Origin of the sequence: Nonomuraea sp. NPDC046570 (genome assembly GCF_040645915.1) — a bacterium.
Taxonomy (GTDB): domain Bacteria; phylum Actinomycetota; class Actinomycetes; order Streptosporangiales; family Streptosporangiaceae; genus Nonomuraea.
Genome location: NZ_JBEYZF010000011.1, coordinates 90,312 through 109,550, shown reverse-complemented (window position 1 = coordinate 109,550; position 19,239 = coordinate 90,312). Strand labels below are relative to the sequence as shown.

Annotated in this window: 16 protein-coding genes; 7 read left to right on the top strand and 9 right to left on the bottom strand. The window is 70.4% G+C overall.

Features of this window, described 5'->3' with window-relative positions:
• The first annotated feature begins 88 nt into the window (after positions 1 to 88).
• Positions 89 to 1,489 (top strand): sugar porter family MFS transporter, encoded by a 1,401-nt coding sequence (locus tag ABZ911_RS19645; protein ID WP_358057202.1) that lies wholly within the window; start codon positions 89 to 91, stop codon positions 1,487 to 1,489.
• An 18-nt stretch (positions 1,490 to 1,507) separates the two neighbouring features.
• Here the strand turns inward: ABZ911_RS19645 and ABZ911_RS19640 are convergent, their stop codons facing one another.
• The 3 genes from ABZ911_RS19640 to ABZ911_RS19630 form a co-directional block, all read right to left on the bottom strand.
• Positions 1,508 to 2,086 carry a DUF1707 domain-containing protein gene (locus ABZ911_RS19640; RefSeq protein WP_358057199.1) on the bottom strand — a complete coding sequence of 193 codons (579 nt, stop codon included), beginning with the start codon at positions 2,084 to 2,086 and terminating at the stop codon, positions 1,508 to 1,510.
• A 26-nt stretch (positions 2,087 to 2,112) separates the two neighbouring features.
• A complete protein-coding gene (locus ABZ911_RS19635) occupies positions 2,113 to 2,853 on the bottom strand; it encodes a helix-turn-helix transcriptional regulator (protein ID WP_358057196.1) in 741 nt (246 codons plus the stop codon).
• Between the two features lie 66 nt (positions 2,854 to 2,919).
• On the bottom strand, positions 2,920 to 3,459 hold the full coding sequence (locus ABZ911_RS19630; protein ID WP_358057193.1) for a CGNR zinc finger domain-containing protein: 540 nt from the start codon (positions 3,457 to 3,459) through the stop codon (positions 2,920 to 2,922).
• 63 nt (positions 3,460 to 3,522) lie between these two features.
• Between ABZ911_RS19630 and ABZ911_RS19625 the strand changes: the two genes are divergently transcribed.
• The 3 genes from ABZ911_RS19625 (at position 3,523) to acnA (ending at position 8,576) form a co-directional block, all read left to right on the top strand.
• Entirely contained in the window at positions 3,523 to 4,803 is a 1,281-nt protein-coding gene (locus ABZ911_RS19625) for an MFS transporter (protein WP_358057190.1), read from the top strand.
• A gap of 165 nt (positions 4,804 to 4,968) precedes the next feature.
• On the top strand, positions 4,969 to 5,697 hold the full coding sequence (locus ABZ911_RS19620; RefSeq protein WP_358057187.1) for a metal-dependent hydrolase: 729 nt from the start codon (positions 4,969 to 4,971) through the stop codon (positions 5,695 to 5,697).
• Between the two features lie 164 nt (positions 5,698 to 5,861).
• Positions 5,862 to 8,576 carry an aconitate hydratase AcnA gene (gene acnA, locus ABZ911_RS19615; RefSeq protein WP_358057184.1) on the top strand — a complete coding sequence of 905 codons (2,715 nt, stop codon included), beginning with the start codon at positions 5,862 to 5,864 and terminating at the stop codon, positions 8,574 to 8,576.
• A 179-nt stretch (positions 8,577 to 8,755) separates the two neighbouring features.
• Here acnA and ABZ911_RS19610 read toward each other — a convergent pair whose 3' ends face one another.
• The gene (locus ABZ911_RS19610) at positions 8,756 to 10,690 is read right to left on the bottom strand and encodes a S41 family peptidase (RefSeq protein WP_358057181.1); all 1,935 of its coding nucleotides are present in this window, start codon (positions 10,688 to 10,690) and stop codon (positions 8,756 to 8,758) included.
• Positions 10,691 to 10,740: 50 nt separating this feature from the next.
• On the bottom strand, positions 10,741 to 11,481 hold the full coding sequence (locus ABZ911_RS19605; protein WP_358057178.1) for a neutral zinc metallopeptidase: 741 nt from the start codon (positions 11,479 to 11,481) through the stop codon (positions 10,741 to 10,743).
• A 69-nt stretch (positions 11,482 to 11,550) separates the two neighbouring features.
• On the opposite strand from ABZ911_RS19605, the gene ABZ911_RS19600 reads away from it, so the two are divergent.
• Complete coding sequence (locus tag ABZ911_RS19600) at positions 11,551 to 12,276, top strand: sulfite exporter TauE/SafE family protein (RefSeq protein ID WP_358057175.1); 726 nt, start codon at positions 11,551 to 11,553, stop codon at positions 12,274 to 12,276.
• Between the two features lie 28 nt (positions 12,277 to 12,304).
• Here the strand turns inward: ABZ911_RS19600 and ABZ911_RS19595 are convergent, their stop codons facing one another.
• From ABZ911_RS19595 to ABZ911_RS19580, 4 genes are all read right to left on the bottom strand, one after another.
• Complete coding sequence (locus tag ABZ911_RS19595; protein WP_358057172.1) at positions 12,305 to 13,087, bottom strand: neutral zinc metallopeptidase; 783 nt, start codon at positions 13,085 to 13,087, stop codon at positions 12,305 to 12,307.
• A 41-nt stretch (positions 13,088 to 13,128) separates the two neighbouring features.
• Entirely contained in the window at positions 13,129 to 13,926 is a 798-nt protein-coding gene (locus ABZ911_RS19590) for a neutral zinc metallopeptidase (RefSeq protein ID WP_358057169.1), read from the bottom strand.
• A gap of 34 nt (positions 13,927 to 13,960) precedes the next feature.
• Positions 13,961 to 14,752 (bottom strand): neutral zinc metallopeptidase, encoded by a 792-nt coding sequence (locus ABZ911_RS19585; RefSeq protein WP_358057166.1) that lies wholly within the window; start codon positions 14,750 to 14,752, stop codon positions 13,961 to 13,963.
• 61 nt (positions 14,753 to 14,813) lie between these two features.
• Positions 14,814 to 15,617, bottom strand: coding sequence for a neutral zinc metallopeptidase (locus ABZ911_RS19580; RefSeq protein ID WP_358057163.1), 804 nt, complete (start codon positions 15,615 to 15,617; stop codon positions 14,814 to 14,816).
• 170 nt (positions 15,618 to 15,787) lie between these two features.
• Here ABZ911_RS19580 and dxs point away from each other — a divergent pair, with 170 nt between their 5' ends.
• Positions 15,788 to 17,677, top strand: coding sequence for a 1-deoxy-D-xylulose-5-phosphate synthase (gene dxs, locus ABZ911_RS19575; protein ID WP_358057160.1), 1,890 nt, complete (start codon positions 15,788 to 15,790; stop codon positions 17,675 to 17,677).
• 91 nt (positions 17,678 to 17,768) lie between these two features.
• Positions 17,769 to 19,229 carry an amino acid permease gene (locus ABZ911_RS19570; RefSeq protein WP_358057157.1) on the top strand — a complete coding sequence of 487 codons (1,461 nt, stop codon included), beginning with the start codon at positions 17,769 to 17,771 and terminating at the stop codon, positions 19,227 to 19,229.
• Positions 19,230 to 19,239 lie beyond the last annotated feature (10 nt).

Here is a 19,239-nt window from a genome sequence, read left to right as displayed (position 1 = left end):
ATGTGGTCGTACGCGGATCAAGTTTGAGTAATCAACCTCGTGTGAAGAGTGAGCCATGGGTAGGTCCAGGCGCGAAGGAAGGACCTACATGGCTACTTCGGGGACGCACCAGGAACACCTCGGTCATGTCGTGTTCATCACGGCTGCGGCGGCGATAGGTGGCTTCCTGTTCGGTTACGACAGCTCCGTCATCAACGGGGCCGTCGTCGGCATCCAGCGGCACTTCAAGGTCAGCGCGGTCGAGATCGGCCTGGTGGTCGCCATCGCGCTGCTCGGCTCCGCCGTGGGCGCCTGGTTCGCCGGCGCGCTCGCCGACCGATGGGGCCGCACCCGCACGATGCAGGTGGCGGCGACGCTGTTCGCGGTCAGCTCGATCGGCCAGATGCTGCCGTTCTCCGTCTGGGACCTGGCCTTCTGGCGCTTCCTGGCCGGTGTCGCCATCGGCATGGCCTCGGTGATCGGCCCCGCCTACATCGCCGAGGTGGCCCCGCCCGCCTACCGGGGCCGGCTCGGCTCCTTCCAGCAGCTCGCGATCGTGCTGGGCATCGCGGTGTCGCAGCTGGTGAACTACGGGATCGGGCAGCTCGCCGGCGGTGACGTGAACAACGAACTGCTCGGCCTGGAGGCCTGGCAGTGGATGCTCGGCGCCTGCCTCGTGCCCGCGGTGCTCTACCTCATCTTCGCCTCGGTGATCCCCGAGTCGCCGCGATTCCTGGTCGCGGTGGGCAAGACCCGCCAGGCCCGCAAGGTGCTGCTCGAGGTCGAGGGCGAGGACGTCGACCTGGACGCCAGGGTCGCGGAGATCCAGGCCGTGCTCAAGAGCGAGCGCCGGCCGACCCTGCGAGACCTGCGCGGCCCCTCGTTCGGTCTGCTGTCCATCGTCTGGGTGGGCATCGGGCTCTCGGTCTTCCAGCAGTTCGTCGGCATCAACGTGATCTTCTACTACTCGTCGGCGCTGTGGCAGTCGGTCGGCATCGACCAGAGCCAGTCGCTGCTGATCAGCGTGATCAGCGCGACCATCAACATCGTCGGCACGTTCATCGCCATCGCGCTGGTCGACCGGATCGGCCGCAAACCGCTGCTGCTGATCGGCTCGGCGGGCATGGCGGTCAGCCTGGCCACCACGGGCTGGGCGTTCAGCGCCGCGGCCGAGGTCGACAACGTGGTCGCCCTGCCGCAGCCCCAGGGCGCGATCGCGCTGATCGCCGCCAACACCTTCGTGCTGTTCTTCGCCCTGTCCTGGGGAGTGGTCGTCTGGGTGCTGCTCGGCGAGATGTTCCCCAACAGGATCAGGGCCGCGGCCCTGTCGGTGGCCGCCTCGGCCCAGTGGCTGGCCAACTGGGCGATCACCGTCTCCTTCCCGCGCCTGTCCGAATGGAACCTGACCTTCACCTACCTGGGCTACGCCTTCTTCGCCGCCCTGTCGTTCTTCTTCGTCCTGCGCTTCATCAGGGAGACCAGAGGCCGCAAACTGGAGGAGATGGGGTAGGGCCCCCGAGCTCCGGCGTCAGGAGCCCGTCCTGCGCAGGTGGTGGCGGCGGTGCAGGGCCCCGAAGAGCATGCCCGCCAGCCAGACGAAGAACAGCACCTTCAGCACCGCGAACCCGCCCACCGCCACGCCCGCGATCAGCGCGATCAGCAGGATGGGCGCGAGCGGCCCGGGACCCCGGCCGCGACGGCGCCCGGCCCAGCCGTGGTGGTGGCCCGGCCAGCCGCCGTGGCGGGCGGCGCGCATCTCGCGGTGGGCCGCCCGCCGCATCTCGTGGTGGGCCTGGCGCAGCCGGTGCAGGTGCTCGCGCTGCGCCAGGATCGCCACCTGCCAGGGCTCGTGCTCCCAGTCGTGGCCGTGCTCGCCCGGCTCGCGGTAGCCGGTGGCGGGCCGCCGGGAGGGCGGGCTCACGCCGTACGACGGCAGGTCGGCGCAGACCTCGGCCAGGTCGCGTGCGGTGCGTGCGTTGAGTGCCTGGTCGAGGCGCTCGTCGAGCTCCTCGCGGGTGAGCCGGCCCTGCGCGTAGTGCTCGCGCAGGGCGGCCGTCGTCTCGTCGCGCTCGGCGTCGCCGACGCGCAGCCCGTCACCGGATGTCATGTCCGCTCCTCGTGGGCGTGAGCCGGTCATTCCTCGCCCGGGTCACCGTCGGCCAGGATCTGGTACAGCTTGCGCCGCGTGTCCGCCAGCGCCTTGCGCGCCTCACGGATCTGCGCGTCGGTGCCGCTGTGCAGGATCTGCATCATGGCGAACGCCGACTGCTTGGCGATGTCCATGACGTCCTGGGTGTTGTCGTCGATGTCGGGGCGCATCTCGTCCCAGGGCGCGTTCACCTCGTCGGGGTGCGAGTCGACGTAGGCGCGCCCGGCCTCGGTGAGGTGGAACGCCTTGCGGCCGCCCTCGTTCTCCTCGGAGACGACCAAGCCCTCGTCGGTGAGCTGCTGGAGCGCCGGGTAGACGGCGCCGGGGCTGGGCTTCCAGCCGCCCTCGCTGCGTTCGGCGATCTCCTGGATGATCTGGTAGCCGTTGCGCGGGCCCTCGGTGAGTAGCGCGAGAATCGCCGCGCGGACGTCGCCGCGCTTGGCCTTGCGCCCCCGGCCGAAGCCCTGCCGCCCGCCGAACGGGCCGCCGGGACGCATGTCCCACGGGCCGCGGCCGAAGTCGAACGGGAAGCCCCGGTGACCGCCGCCCCGGCCGCGGTGCCGGCGCTCGTGCGGGCCGCCGCCCTCGGGCGGTCCCTCCCGGTGGTGGTGATGGTGCCCGCCCTGCTGCCAGGCGGCGTTCACCTTCATGAACACCTCCTGCGCGGCGCGCTTGAACTCTCCGGCATCGGGCCACGACCCGCCAGCCGCCTGTGCTGATGTCATGAAACTTCCTCTCAAAGACTGTTTTCGATGCTTCAAAGATATATCGAGAACATGTCGAGAGCAATACTAAGTCGCCCGATTCCTCTCCGCGTGGGCGCGCGCCTTGGCCCGGTTCCCGCACACCCGCATCGAGCACCACCGCCGGGTACGGCTGCGCGTCGCGTCCCAGAACACCCATCCGCACTCGTGGTTCGGGCACTGCTTGAGGCGCAGCCACTCGCCCGTCGCGGCGGTGTGCGCCCACGCGGCGGCGATGACGGCGAGCGCCCGGGACACTCCTTCCCGAGGGCCCGGCGCGAGCGGGTCCGCCGGGCTGAGGCGGACGGTCAGCGGCAGGCCGGCGAGCACCTCCGCGGCCTGGGCGACGAGGTCCCGGTCGGGCTCCTCGCCGTTGCTGGCCAGCAGGCGCTCGCGCAACCCCGCCCGCAGCGCGCGGGCGCGGGCCAGGTCCTCGTCCGAGACGGGCGCGTCCCGGGGCAGCAGGTCGTGCGCCGACAGCCACGCCCCCAGCTCCCCGGGGGTGGTGATGGCGTCGGTGCGGTCCTCGATGTCGATCGTGTTCGCGTAGGCCTCGATGAGCCTGGTCGCGGCGGAAGGGTCGGCCATGTCTTCCATCTAAACACTTAGGCGGTTACTCTCTAACCGTCTAGAGAGATAGGTGGTTGATTCGTGGGTGAGAACAGGAACGAGTCCGTCCTCGTGGGGTTCACCGTGGTGACGAACCTCGCCGACGGGATCGGCCGGATCGCGCTGCCCCTGATGGCGGTGGGGCTCACCCGCTCGCCCGCGCTCATCGCGGGAGTGGGGCTGACGCTGACACTGCCCTGGCTGCTGGCCTCACTGCACGTGGGCGTGCTCGTCGACCGGGGCGACCGCAGGCGGCTGGCGGTGCTGGCCAACCTGGTCAGGCTGGCGGCGGCGTTCACGCTGCTGGCCGCCGTGCTCGCCGGAGGGCTGAGCCTGCCGCTGCTGTACGCCGTGGGGCTGGCCATGGGCGTGGCCGAGGTGGTGGTCAGTTCGGCGGTGAGCGCCCTGGTGCCCGCGGCGATTCCCCGGCGGCGGCTCACCCGGGCCAACGCGTGGATCGCGGGCGCGGAGACGGTGGCCAACGAGTTCTGCGGCCCGGCCGTCGGCGGCCTGCTCGTCGGTATCGGCGTCTCGGTGGCCCTGGGCTCGGCGGCGGCGGGCTTCGCCCTCGGCGCGGTCCTCCTGCTCCTGCTGACCGGCCGCTTCCGCGCGGCCACCAAGTCCGCGCCCACGACCGAGGCCGCGGCGGTGCGTCCTTCGGTGATGGGGGAGATCCGGGAAGGGATCGCCTTCCTGTGGCGTGACAGCCTGCTGCGCACCCTGAGCCTCACCATCACCGTCCTGGGCGGTTGCTGGGGAGCGTGGCTGGCGCTGCTGCCGGTGTACGCGACCTCGGTGCTCGGCCTCGGCCCGCAGGGGTACGGCCTGCTGATCAGCTCGATCGGGATCGGCGGCCTGGCGGGCGCCGCCCTGGTCACCGTGATCAACCGGCTGCTGGGCGTGCGCTGGGCGCTCTTCGCCGACCTCGTCGGGACCTTCCTGATGATGGCCGTGCCCGTCGTGCTCCCCGACGCCTGGGCCGTGGGCGCCGCCGCGTTCGCCGGAGGCATGGGCGGCACCCTCTGGACGGTCAACGCGCGCACCATCTCCCAGCGCCTGGTGCCCGACCGCCTGCTCGGCCGCTACAGCGCGGCGGCCCGGCTGCTCGGCTACGGCGCGATGCCCCTGGCGACGCTGCTGGCCGGGCTGATCGCCGAGTTCGCCGGGATCCGGGTGGCCTTCGCGCTGTTCGCGGTCGCGACCGCCGTGCTCGTCGTGCCCTTCCTCAGGACGGTCACCGTCCGGGAACTATCCCGGAGTGAGACAGATCACGAAAATGTCGCGGAATTCGGGAACAGGACCTCGGAGCAGCACGTTATCTAGGTCAGACGAGGTCGTTCCGCGTCGGCAGGGCTGGGGGGTGCTGTCGCCGAGGTGACGACCTCGTCTGTGTTTCTCCCTGATAGGAAAGGGCCCTCCCCGCGAACCTCGAGGAGGGCTCTTTTCTCCTGCGCGCTTTGCCGTACATTGACGTAGCGTGATCTTGTCATGATGGGGCACACGCACGCGCTGACCGGAGCGGCGGCCTGGCTCGGCCTGGCTCCGGTGTTGTCCGCGCTTCCGCTGCTGAACGAGTCCAGCCGGTTCATCGATACCGGGATCATGGCCAACGCGATGAGCCCGGCCGAGTTGATCGCGGGCGCGCTGGTGTGCGCGGGGGCGGCGATGCTGCCCGACCTGGACCATCCGAGCGCGACGATCGCGCAGACCTTCGGCCCGGTGACCTGGGTGCTGAGCAAGGCGGTCAACTGGCTGGCCGGCGGGCACCGCGGGGCCACCCACTCGCTGGTCTTCGCGGTCGCGACGGGGTTAGGCGCGCACTGGCTGGCCAACACCTATCCGATCGGCCGCGACATCATGGTCGTGCTGCTCATCGGCCTGGCCTTACGCGCGATCGGCATCGGCATCCCCGGTAACAAGGCGGGCTCGGCGATGGTCAACATCGGGCTCACGGCCGGGTTGTTCGCGGTCTTCATGTCCTTCACGGTGGGGTACGCCTGGCTCGGGCTGGCGGTGGGCGTCGGATGCCTGATCCATGTGGCGGGCGACTGCATGACCGAGCGCGGCTGCCCGGTGCTGTGGCCGATGGCGGTCAAGTTCGTGCTGCCATGGAAGATCGGTATCAAGACCGGCCAGAAGTTCGAGCAGAAGATCCTCGCCCCGGTCCTCTCGGTGGCCGTCGTCGGGCTGCTCTACTGGCGGCTCATGCCCGCCTAGGCTCACCCCTACTCGCGGGTAACTTGATGTCGAGATATGTTCGGAGATATCTTGATGTCGAGAGATTGCCGTTGGTCCGCGGTTAGGGTGACCTAACGTTCGCCGGGGTCCGTGGGTGCGGCAGGATTTGACTGAGTATCTGTCTATGGAGGAGGCGAACCATCGTGTCCGCGAACAGCTTCGGCAGCCGTGACACGCTACGCGTCGGTGACGCGTCGTATGAGATTTTCCGGCTTGACGCCGTCGAGGGTTCCGCGCGCCTCCCGTACAGCCTGAAGATCCTCCTGGAGAACCTCCTGCGGACGGAGGACGGCGCGAACATCACCGCCGACCACATCCGCGCCCTGGGCGAGTGGGAGCCGAAGGCCGCGCCGAGCGTGGAGATCCAGTTCACTCCCGCGCGCGTCATCATGCAGGACTTCACCGGCGTGCCCTGCGTGGTCGACCTGGCCACCATGCGCGAGGCCGTACGCGACCTCGGCGGCGACCCCGCGAAGATCAACCCGCTGGCGCCGGCCGAGATGGTCATCGACCACTCCGTCATCGTCGACTACTTCGGCCACCCCGACTCCTTCCAGCGCAACGTCGAGCGCGAGTACGAGCGCAACCGCGAGCGCTACCAGTTCCTGCGCTGGGGTCAGACCGCCTTCGACGAGTTCAAGGTCGTCCCGCCCGGCACCGGCATCGTGCACCAGGTCAACATCGAGCACCTGGCCCGCGTCGTGATGATCCGCGACGGCAAGGCCTACCCCGACACCTGCGTCGGCACCGACTCCCACACCACGATGGAGAACGGCATCGGCGTGCTGGGCTGGGGCGTCGGCGGCATCGAGGCCGAGGCCGCGATGCTCGGCCAGCCCATCTCGATGCTGATCCCGCGCGTGGTCGGCTTCAAGCTGACCGGCAAGCTGCCGGCCGGCGCGACCGCCACCGACCTGGTGCTGACCATCACCGAGATGCTGCGCCAGCACGGCGTGGTCGGCAAGTTCGTCGAGTTCTACGGCGAGGGCGTCTCCAGCGTGCCGCTGGCCAACCGGGCCACCATCGGCAACATGAGCCCCGAGTTCGGCTCCACCTGCGCGATCTTCCCGATCGACGGCCAGACCGTCGACTACCTGCGCCTGACCGGCCGCGCCGAGGAGCAGATCGCCCTCGTCGAGGCCTACGCCAAGACCCAGGGCCTGTGGCTGGACCCCGCCGCCGAGCCGGACTTCTCCGAGTACATCGAGCTCGACCTGGCCACGGTCGTCCCCTCGATCGCCGGGCCGAAGCGCCCGCAGGACCGCATCGCGCTGTCGGCGGCCAAGGAGACCTGGCGCCGCGACGTCTCCAACTACGTCTCCGACGACGAGGCCGGCGAGGAGAGCTTCCCCGCCTCCGACGCCCCCGCGGTCAGCCCCAACGGCCGCCCGCACAAGCCCGTCCCGGTCACCCTGGCCGACGGCACCGGCTTCGAGATCGACCACGGCGTGGTGACCATCGCGGCCATCACCAGCTGCACCAACACCTCCAACCCGTACGTCATGCTCGGCGCGGCCCTGCTGGCCAAGAACGCCGTGGACAAGGGCCTGACCCGCAAGCCGTGGGTGAAGACCTCGCTGGCGCCCGGGTCGCAGGTGGTGACCGGCTACTTCGAGCGGTCGGGGCTGCAGCCGTACCTCGACAAGCTGGGCTTCAACTTGGTCGGCTACGGCTGCACCACCTGCATCGGCAACTCCGGCCCGCTGGACGAGGAGATCTCGGCCGCGATCCAGGCCCACGACCTGGCGGTCACCGCGGTGCTGTCCGGCAACCGCAACTTCGAGGGCCGCATCAACCCCGACGTGAAGATGAACTACCTGGCCTCGCCGCCGCTGGTGGTCGCCTACGCGCTCGCCGGTTCGATGGACGTCGACCTGGACAACGAGCCGCTGGGCGTCGGCGCCGACGGGCAGCCGGTGTTCCTCAGGGACATCTGGCCCGCGCCGGAGGAGGTCGCCGCCGTGGTGGCCGACTCCATCGACCGCGAGATGTTCACCCGTGACTACGCCGACGTCTTCAAGGGCGACGACACCTGGCGCTCGCTGCCGATCCCGACCGGCAACACCTTCGAGTGGGACCCGGCCTCCACGTACGTGCGCAAGGCCCCCTACTTCGAGGGCATGCCGGAGAAGCCCGAGCCCGTCACCGACATCGCCGGCGCGCGCGTGCTGGTCAAGGTCGGCGACTCGGTCACCACCGACCACATCTCGCCGGCCGGCTCCATCAAGGTCGGCACCCCCGCCGCGCAGTACCTCGACGCCAACGGCGTCGCGGTCAAGGACTTCAACTCCTACGGCTCGCGCCGCGGCAACCACGAGGTGATGATCCGGGGCACGTTCGCCAACATCCGCCTGCGCAACCAGATCGCGCCGGGCACCGAGGGCGGCTACACCCGCGACTTCACCCAGGACGGCGGCCCGGTGTCGTTCATCTACGACGCCTCCGTCAACTACGCCGACGCGGGCACCCCGCTGGTCGTGCTCGCGGGCAAGGAGTACGGCTCGGGCTCCTCGCGCGACTGGGCGGCCAAGGGCACCGCGCTGCTCGGCGTCCGCGCCGTCATCGCCGAGTCCTACGAGCGCATCCACCGCTCCAACCTGATCGGCATGGGCGTGCTGCCGCTGCAGTACCCCGAGGGCGCGACCGCGGCCTCGCTCGGCCTGACCGGCGAGGAGACCTTCGACATCACCGGTGTCGAGGGGCTCAACCAGGGCGGCATCCCGCAGACCGTGAAGGTCCGCGCGGGCGAGGTGGAGTTCGACGCGGTCGTCCGCATCGACACCCCCGGCGAGGCGGACTACTACCGCCACGGCGGCATCATGCAGTACGTCCTGCGCTCGCTGCTCGCCAAGAGCTGACCCACCTGGACGTCCCGCGCCCTTCCCCCAGCCACCAGCGGGGGAGGGACCGCGGGGACCGTACCGCCGCCTTGTAAGGCGGTACGGCGGGCGCGATCCTCGCGCCCCCATCGGGGGATCCACCCGAGATCCCACGAGCGCCGCCCGCGGACCACATCCGCCGGGCGGCGCTCGCCTGTTCAGGCCAGGGTGGTCCGGATGGCCAGGCCGTCCTCCCCGGTGCCGAAGGTCCTGGCGGCGACCAAGTGGCCGCCGTCGTAGCCTTCGACGCGGATCCGCCGGGCGCCCGCCGCCCCGGGGACCGTGACCGGGCCCGGGTTGCCGCCCAGGTCGGCGCTGACCCGAGGGCGGCCGTCCACCGAGATGTCGGCCCGGTCGATCCCCTCCACCCGGAAGGTCGCGGTCACCTCACCCCCGGCCAGAGCCAGGGCCACCTCGAAGCGCCGCCGCCCGCCCGCGGCCAGCAGCCCGGCGGCGCGGGCCATCAGCCCCGCCTCCTGGCCCACGAGGTCGGCGCGGGTGATCTGGTAGCGCTCGTCGGGGACCACCCCGAAGTCCTCCAGCGGCACGCCCGCGTTCCGCCCGACGCGCAGCATGCGGCGGATCGTCAGCGTCATGTCCGTGCCGCCGGGCAGCGGCCGGTACGGCGACTCGCCGTCGCCGGGCAGCGCGCCCTGCAGCAGCGGCATCCGCCACACGTTGCCGCCGCCCGCGCCGGTGTTGCCGTCCAGGCCGAGGACGATCCCGATCCGGTTGTCCTGGAAGCCGGCGGCGAAGATGTCGGCAGAGGAGTAGCAGCGCGCGTCGGTCAGCAGGACCACCGGCCCGAAGTACGCCTGCGGCACCCGCTCCAGGTCCTCGCGGGTGGTGAAGGGGATGCCCGCCGAGTACGCCGCGCCCGACTCCACCGCCTGCTCCATCGAGTCCAGCCAGGGCTTCAGGCTCGGGTTGGCCCGGCAGATGCGCAGGTTGAGCTGACTGCTGAGGAACTGCGCGGGCTCGGCCTCGATCGGCCGGGCGGTCAGCGCCTGCAGGCACAGTTCGGCGGCCTGGATGGCGCCGCCGAGGTTGCCGCGGATGTCCAGCAGCAGCCCGCCCGGCGGCATCCGGTCCAGCAGCCGGATGAACTCGTTGACGAAGTCGCCGAGGGTCTGGCCGGGCGGGATGACGAAGGTCCTGATCCGCAGGTGCCCGAACTCCAGCCCCGCCGCGTTCACCGTGCGCGCCTGGTAGACCGTGGACATCTCCGGCGAGACGTCGACGCCCCGCGGTCCGGTGTCGACCGGACGGCCGCTCTGCTCGGCGGCGAGGAACTCCGGCGCGTACAGCAGCGTGCGGAGCCTGGCCACCTGCGCGGCCTCCACGTCGATGCCGAGCGGCAGCGCGCCGTCCTCGGCGAGGGCGTCGGGGGCGTCCTCGGCGGGCAGCACCACCTTCCACGGCATCCGCACCTCGTCGGGCCGCCCGTCCTCGCGGACGTAGCGGATGATCACCTCCTCCTCGTCCGGCGGCAGGGCGGAGCCGAGTGGGCGGTTGGTGAACTGGTCGACCGCCCTGGCGTGCCGGGCCTCGGGGTTGGCCCCCGCCATCGTCGCGGCGAACACCTCGACGGCCCGGTCGACGGCCACGCCGTTCCAGTGGGTGATCTCGACGCCGATCCGGAAGGCGGGCTCCTCGGGCAGCAGCACGTCGGTGGTGTGCCTGGCCACCAGGTAGCGCCGCCGGCCGTTCTCGGTGAACTCCTTGAGCAGGAACGGCACGAACGCCCCGGCCCGCCGGAACGGCGGCGGCAGCAGATAGCGGGTGTGCAGGTCGCGGACGGACTGGAAGACGGCGAGCAGGTCGGCGTGGAAGCGCCACTCCGGCTCGGGCTCGCCCGCCCTGCCCTGCCTGGCCAGCAGCAGCCGCAGCCGCTGCAGCGGGTTGACGGCGTACCTGGCCACCTTGAGCGGCAGGTGCGCGTAGTTCTGCTCCAGGATGAGCAGCGCCTGCTCGACGATCCGCTGCCGCTCCGCGATCGTGAGGGTGCCGGCGCTCGTGGTCTCGAGGAACTCCGGCAGGGGGATGACCGCCGCGAGCTCCTTGCTCACCACGGGGAATCGATCCTGTGTCATGTCCGGAGTGTGGGCCGGGCGGGCCGCGAAGCGGATGAGTAACCCCCTACTCAAGAGACGCGTGACGCCGGGGCCTTCCAGGTGTCGCAGGCGGCGGGGGAGGTGGCGGCGAAGCCGCGTTTGAGCCAGTACGTGCGGCTGGTGCCGGTGCCGTGGGTGCGCGGGGTGTCGCCTTCGTCGCCGCTGGCCTTGGTGGACTCGACGAGGGCGGTCCAGTCGGCGGAGGGGCGGCCGAGCGAGGACCACACGCCGCCGATGAACGCCCCGGCCAGGCAGTCGGCCTGCAGCTCGTAGCGGCGTCCCAGCTCGTGGTGGTCGCCCTGGCGGGCCCTGACCCGCTGCTCGTAGGCGGCCCGGATGCCCGTCAGGCTCTGCAGGTGGTGACCGTACTCGTGGGCGGCGATCTTGAAGGGGTAGAGGTCCTTGCGCTCCTCGATCCAGCGGCCCTGTAGCGGGAAGACCAGGGTGCGCCGGTCGGTGCAGTAGAAGGCGGCCGCGCCCGCGGGCCAGCGCACGCCGCAGACCCGGTCCGCGGGCTCGTCGTAGAAGCGGACGACCGGCGGGCTGAACGGCAGTCCGGCCCGCTTGAAGTGCGCCGACCAGGTGGTGTCGAGGCACTTCACGACCGCGCTGAGGTACTGCCTGGTCCGCGGGATGCCGCCATGGGAGATCTTCTCTTCGGGACACGACGCCCGCCGCAGCCTCCCGCTGTCGTAGAGGTCCTGCACGGGCACGGCGGGGGCGAGGGCCAGGGTCAGCGCGCCGGCTCCGGCGGCGAGGGAGAGGAACACGATCACGCAGCCTATCGGTGCCGCTAGGCTGGTGTACCTATCGGAAATGTCGGACTCTAGGGTCGGCGCATGACGCACGAGACCTGGGTCCTGATCATCGCCGGTGTGGCCGCCATGATCGGGGCGATCGTGCAGGGCAGCGTCGGATTCGGGCTGGGCCTGGTGGCCGCGCCCGTGCTGACGATCCTGGACCCGACCCTCATGCCGGGCGCCATCCAGGTGGTCAACGGCACCCTCCCGCTGTTCACGCTGGCCGTCGAGTGGCGCCGCGTCGACTGGCGCGGGCTCGGCTTCGCGCTGCTCGGCCGGGTGCCGGGCAGCGTCGCGGGCGCGTTCGTGGTGGTGTACGTCTCGACGCAGACGCTCGGCGTCTTCGTCGGCGTGATGGTGCTGATCGCCGTCGCGCTCACCGCGCGGGCCATGAGCGTGCCGCGCAACGGCCTGACGATCACGACCGCCGGTCTCCTCTCGGGGGTGACGGGCACCGCGACCGGCATCGGCGGGCCGCCCATCGCGCTGGTGTACCAGAACGCCAAGGGCCCGCAGATCAGGGCGACGCTGGCGATGTTCTTCTTCCTCAGCGCCTCCCAGTCGCTGCTGATCCTCTGGTTCGTCGACCGCCTCCCGGCCAGGGCGCTCGTGTCGGGCGCGCTGCTGATCCCGTTCCTCGTCGTCGGCTTCCTGCTGTCCGGCCCGCTGCGCCGCTACCTGGACGGCGGGCGGGTGCGGGCGGCGATCCAGGTGGTGGCCGTGACGTCGGCGCTGGTGCTGATCGTGTACAGCCTGGTGCGCTGAGCCCCGCCGGACCCGCGGCCCAGGAGGCTCAGGCCACCCGCCGGGCCGGGGCGCTCCAGGTGTTGCAGGCGCCGGGGTCGGCGGCGGTGAACCCCCGCTTCAGCCAGGAGACGATGGTCCGCCCCCGGCCGTGGTCGGGCACCGCGTGCCGCTCGTCGCCGCCGTCGCCGACGATGGCCAGCAACTCCTCCCAGTCCTCCTCGCTCCGCTCCAGCGAGGACCAGACACTGCCGATGAACACGCCCGCCAGGCACTCGGCCTGCAGCTCGTAGCGGCGGGTCTGCTCGTGCAGCTCCCGCTCCCCCCGGTACGGCACGCTCTCGAAGGCCCGCCGCAGCCCGGTCACGTTCTGCACGTGGTGGGCGTACTCGTGGGCGATGACGTCGAGCAGCCACAGGTCACCGGGATCGTCGAGCACGTCCTTGTCGAGCAGGATCAGGAACCGGCGCTGCGGGTTGCAGTAGCCGCCCGCCGCCTCCTCCCACGGCTCGCCGCAGAAGCGGGCCGGCGCCCGGGTGGCGACGGCCATCCCCGGCCGCTCGAAGGGCAGGCCCGCGGCCCTGAGGTGGGTCCCCCACACGGCGTTCAGGCAGCCGTAGACCGCCCGCAGGTAGCGCCTGGCCGCGACCGGGTCACCCGGGGCGACCGGCCGCTGCGGGCAGGCGGCCGGGCCGAGGGCGCCGCTCGCGTAGAGCGCGTTCCCGGTCAGCCTGGGGTTCTTGATCGGGTAACCGTCCGCTTGGGCAGTCGCGGGGACGGCGCCCGCGGCCAGGAGCAGCCCCGTCAGCAGGGCCAGGAGGGGAAGTCTCATGACCGGAGTGTCCGCGTTCTCTGTTGAGAGTTGATTGACCCTCACCGAACGCGTGCGTTGGAAGCCGTCCAGGTGTTGCAGTAGCTCGCGGAGGCGCCCTGGTAGCCGCGGTTGTTCCAGTAGGCGAGGTTGGCGGGCCTGCCGTGCACCTTGCTGTAGGGGGAGCGGCTCACCGCGTCGACCCACTGGTCCCACTCGATGCCCGGGTTGATCGCGTCGAGGGCGGCGCTGTAGAAGACGCCGGCGAAGCACTCGGCCTGCATCTCCAGGCGGTGGCTGGCGGTCGTGCGGGCGGTGCCCCGGGAACGCCAGTGGATCACGTTGTGCGCGTCCATGATGCCGGTGAGCTGCTGCACGTGGTGGCCGTACTCATGGGCCACCGAGTGCGCGATGTTCATCCGGAAGGGGTTGCGCAGATCCCGCTTGGTGATCCGGATGGCGACCGTGCGCTGCGCCGGGCAGTACAGGGCGCCCGAGGAGGTGAACTTGCCGCAGACGGTGCGGTTGGAGGTGGTCACGGCGAGCTTCGGGGGCGTGTAGCGCAGCTTGGCCGACCTGAACCTCGTCGTCCAGAACCGGTTGGCGCAGGCGGCCATCGCCACGTGGAAGCGCTTGACGGAGTTGGCGCTGCCCTCCTGGATCTCGGGCACGGCGCAGTTCGTGGGCGAGGTCGAGCCCGAGCGGTAGATCCGGTTCTTGGCCAGGACCGAGGGGGGCGCCAGCTCGGCGGCCGCGGGCTTGGCCGCGGGAGCAGGCTGGGCGACGTCGGCGGCGGCGGTGCCGGAGAAGGTCAGACCCGCGATCACACATGCCGTCAGGGCGACGAGGGGAGTTCGCATGATCGCGGATCATAGAGCAATATGTCCAGCTAAGTTAGGAAACTCTGTTGGCCGGGGCCGCCCAGGTGTTGCAGGAGCCGGGCGACTCGGAGTCGAAGCCCTTCTTCAACCAGTGGGCGATGTTGGCCGCCTTGCCGTGGCTGACGTAGTCGTAGCCGCTCTGCGCGACCTTGACGATGTACTTGAAGTCGAAGTCGCGACGGCCCAGCGAGTGCCAGATGCTGCCGATGAAGACCCCGCCGAAGCACTCGGCCTGCAGCTCGACGCGGCGGCTCTCGGCCAGGTACCGCTTGGTGCGCACGCTCTTGGCGGTCGCCTTGGTGAGGGCGCGGAACATGCCGGTGATGTTCTGCACGTGGTGCCCGTACTCGTGCGACATCACGTTCATCAGGAACAGGTCGTCGGGCACCGACAGGATGTTCTTGTCCAGCAGGAAGACGATGGCCTTCTTCTCCGGGCAGTAGAACGCCTGGGCGCCCTCGGGGAACTTGCCGCACGGCGTCGGCTTGCCCGGGGCGGACACCACGGAGAACTTGGGCTTGACGAAGGGGATCTTCGCCTTGGCGAACTGCGGCTCCCACGAGGCGTTCAGGCAGTCGAGCACGAACATCAGGTACACGCGCGAGCCGTCCAGGTCGTCACGCTGGACCGGCTGCTCCTGGCAGGGCTGGAGCTGGAGCGCACCCGTCTTGTAGATCGGATTGGCGACCAGGACGGCCTTGCCCTTCGGCGGTGCGCTCGGGACGGAGGTGCCGGCGGTGGCCGTACCTGCGAACAGGAGGCTCGCCAGAGCGCCGCAAAGCAGCGCGAATAAGGGGGTACGCATAGTTATGGGACTTTAGACCAGAAGGTGGCCGTGCAGGAAGCACGGCCACCGCGTGTCGGCGCTAGGCGACGTAGCGGGAACCGACGCTCCAGGTGTTGCAGGCCGCCGGGGCCGCGTAGCTCCAGCCTCGCTCCATCCAGAAGGCCTGGCTGCTGCCCTTGCCGTGGTCGTTCTGCGCCCAGCCCTTGTGGCCGTTCTGGCGGAACCAGTCCACGATCTGCCCCCACTCGGTGGGGTCGACCGGCAGCGTGTCCTCGATCGTCCGCATGAAGACCGACGACAGGCACTCGGCCTGCAGCTCAAGACGGCGGGAGTACTGCAGCTTGGCGGCCTTGCCCGCACGCCAGCTCGCCTGGGCGTAGTAGGGCAGGATGCCGGAGATCTGCTGCACGTGGTGGGCGTACTCGTGAGCCATCAGCCGGCCGATGCCCGCCGGCGACGGATTGCGCAGCTCGGTCTTGGTGATCAGCATGTACATCGTGCGGTCGGCCGAGCAGTAGACCCCGGCGGCCCCTCTGGACCACCCGCCGCAAGGGGTCTTCCGCTTCGTGGTGAAGATCCTCAGCCTCGGCTTGGAGAAGCCCAGCCGGGCCTTCCTGAACTGGCTGGCCCACGAGCGGTTGAGACAGTTGGTGAAAGCCTTGAGAAAACGGGAGTAGGCGGCGGTGCTGCCCCGCGGGAGGTCGCCGGGGGAGCAGTTGGAGTCGGCCAGCCTGCCGGTCTTGTAAAGGGGGCTCGACGTCGCCGCGGCCTTGCCTCGCGGCGGCGCCACCTGCTGCGCCTGCTGCGTCTGGACGGCCTGCGCGACCTCGCTGACGGGTAGCGCCGCGGCGTTGGCGGTGCCCACACCGACGAGTGCGAGCACCAGGCCAGTGGCCGCAAGTGACGTGAATGTCCTCTTGGGGATGGTGTGCATAGTGGGTAAACCCTAGGTCAAGATCGGACATATGTGGGCGCATTTGACTCCGGTGAGTCATCGACCAAGCCACGAACTAGACTCGTCCTGTTGGCGAGTGGAGCAGAGGGGATGATTCCGTGGACGGGCTTCTTGGCTCAGTCAAGGGACCAGACGACGTCAAGCGACTGGGCGCCGAGGAGCTGCCACGGCTGGCCGCGGAGATCCGGGAGCTGCTCGTCGACTCGTGCGCGAGGAACGGCGGCCACCTGGGCCCCAACCTGGGCGTCGTCGAGCTGACCATCGCCCTGCACCGGGTCTTCGACTCGCCGCGCGACGCGATCTTCTGGGACACCGGCCACCAGTCCTACGTGCACAAGATGCTCACCGGCCGGGCCGACGGCTTCGACCGGCTCAAGCAGGAGGGCGGCCTGTCCGGCTACCCGAGCCAGGCCGAGTCCGAGCACGACTTCGTGGAGAACTCGCACGCCTCCACCGCCCTGTCCTACGCCGACGGCCTGGCCAAGGCGCTCAAGCTGCGCGGCGAGCGCGGGCGCAAGGCCGTCGCGGTCATCGGCGACGGCGCGCTGACCGGCGGCATGGCCTGGGAGGCGCTCAACAACATCGCCGGGATCAAGGACCTGCCCTGCGTCATCGTGGTCAACGACAACGGCCGCTCCTACTCGCCGACGATCGGCGGCCTGGCCTCCCACCTGTCCTCGCTGCGGGTCACCCGCGGCTACGAGGAGGTGCTGGAGTTCGTCAAGGACAAGATCGGCGGCGTGCCGGTGCTCTACGACGCGCTGCACGGCTTCAAGAAGGGCGTCAAGGACGTCCTGGCCCCGCAGGTCATGTTCGAGGACCTCGGCCTCAAGTACATCGGCCCGATCGACGGCCACGACGAGCCCGCCGTCGAGGCGGCGCTGCGCAAGGCCCGCGACTTCGGCGGGCCGGTCATCGTGCACGTGGTCACCCAGAAGGGCCGGGGCTACTCCCCGGCGGAGAACCACGACGAGGACCAGTTCCACTCACCCGGCGCCTTCGACCGGGCCACCGGCGCGGAGAAGCCCAAGGGCCGGATCTGGACCAACGTCTTCAGCGAGGAGCTGGTCGAGCTGGGCGCCCGGCGCGACGACATCGTCGCGATCACCGCCGCCATGCTCCACCCGACCGGCCTCAACCGCTTCGCCGAGGCCTACCCTGACCGCATCTACGACGTGGGCATCGCCGAGCAGCACGCGCTGACCAGCGCCGCCGGTCTGGCCATGGGCGGCCTGCACCCGGTCGTCGCCGTCTACGCGACCTTCCTCAACCGCGCCTTCGACCAGCTCCTGATGGACGTCGCGCTGCACAGGCTGCCCGTCACGGTCGTCCTCGACCGGGCCGGCGTCACCGGCGACGACGGGGCCAGCCACAACGGCATGTGGGACCTGTCGATCCTGCAGGTCGTCCCCGGCCTGGCCATCGCGGTGCCGCGCGACGGCGAGCGGCTGGCCGAGCTGCTCAACGAGGCGGTCGCGATCGAGGACGGGCCGAGCGTCCTGCGCTTCCCCAAGGGCCCGGTGGCCGAGTCGATCGAGGCCGTCGGCAAGCTCGGCCAGATGGACGTGCTGCGCTCCGGCGACCCCGACGTGCTGATCGTCGCGGTCGGCCCGATGGCGCAGGCCGCCATGGAGGCGGCCGTCCTGCTCGACGCGCAGGGCATCTCGGCGACCGTGGTCGACCCGCGCTGGGTCAAGCCGCTCGACGAGGCCCTCGTACGGGCCGCCGCCGCGCACAAGCTGGTCGTGGTCGTGGAGGACAACGGCCGGGTCGGCGGCGTCGGCGACGCGGTCGCCCGGCTGCTGCGCGACGCCGACGTGGACGTGCCCGTACGCACCTTCGGTATCCCGCAGGAGTTCCTCGACCACGCCAAGCGCGCCAAAATCCTTGGCGCCATCGGTCTGACCGGCCAGGACCTGGCCCGCGACATCACCGAGGCCGTGGCCAAGCGCAGCGCCCCGCTGGAGAGCCAGCCCGCCCGCCGCTGACCGGCCGGCACCCCCTGGCGGTCGTCCGCGCACGACCGCCGGGGTTCGGCCGGAGGGGCATGTTCACGCACAGTGTGGGCAACATCACCATGTGGAGATCTTTCGCACCAAGACCGTGGAACAGTCGATCCTCGACACCGAGGCGCCCGAGCATCGACTGCGAAAGCGGCTCTCGGCGGTCGACCTGACCGTGTTCGGCATCGGTGTCATCATCGGCACCGGCATCTTCGTGCTGACCGGAAAGGTGGCCAAGGAGACCGCGGGGCCCGCCGTGGCCCTCTCCTTCATCGCCGCGGGGATCGTCTGCGGCCTCGCCGCCCTGTGCTATGCCGAGTTCGCCTCGACCATCCCGGTCGCCGGATCGGCCTACACCTTCTCCTTCGCCACGCTGGGCGAGTTCCCCGCGTGGGTCATCGGCTGGGACCTGATGCTGGAGATGGCGCTGGCCGGAGCGGTCGTCGCGGTCGGCTGGTCGGGCTACTTCGGCTCGCTGATGTCCACGCTGGGGATAGAACTGCCCGCCGCCATCGCCGGAGAGGAACCGGTGGTGAACGTGCCCGCCATGGTCATCGTGGCGATCCTCACCGGCATCCTGGTCGCCGGGATCAAGCTCTCCTCGCGGGTCAACCTCGTCATCGTGGTGATCAAGGTCTCGGTGATCATGCTGGTCATCGTGGCCGGGCTGTTCTTCATCAAGGCCGAGAACTACCAGCCGTTCATCCCGCCGGCCAGGTCGACCCCCGAAGTGGAAGGGCTCGGCGCGCCGATGATCCAGGTGCTGTTCGGCATCACGCCCGTCGCCTACGGCGTCATCGGCATCTTCTCCGCCGCGGCGATCGTGTTCTTCGCCTTCATCGGCTTCGACATCGTCGCCACCGCCGCCGAGGAGACCATCGAGCCGCAGCGCGACCTGCCGCGCGGCATCATCGGCTCGCTGGTCATCTGCACGGTCCTGTACGTCGCCGTCTCGCTCGTGGTCGTCGGCATGCAGCACTACACCCAGCTCAGCACCAAGGCGCCGCTGGCCGACGCGTTCACCTCGGTGGGCCAGCCGTGGGCGGCCACGCTGATCAGCATCGGCGCCATAGCCGGGCTCACCACGGTCGTCATGATCCTCATGCTCGGCCAGACGCGGGTGCTGTTCGCGATGTGCCGCGACGGCCTGCTGCCCCGCCAACTCGCCGTGGTGAACCCGCGCTTCGGCACGCCCGCCAGGGTGACGCTCCTGGTCGGCTTCGTCACGATGGTGCTGGCCGGGTTCATCTCGCTGGGGGCGCTGGCCGAACTGGTCAACATCGGCACGCTGTTCGCGTTCGTGGTGGTGTCGGCGGGCGTGATCGTGCTCCGCCACACCCGTCCCGACCTGCCGCGCGCCTTCCGCACGCCGATGGTGCCGGTGCTGCCGATCCTGTCGGTGCTGGCCTGCCTCTACCTGATGCTCAACCTGCCGGTCGAGACGTGGCTGAGGTTCGTGGTCTGGATGATCATCGGCGCCGTGCTCTACTTCGTGTACGGCTACCGCCACAGCCGCGCCAGCCGTACCCCGCTCTGACGGGAACCGG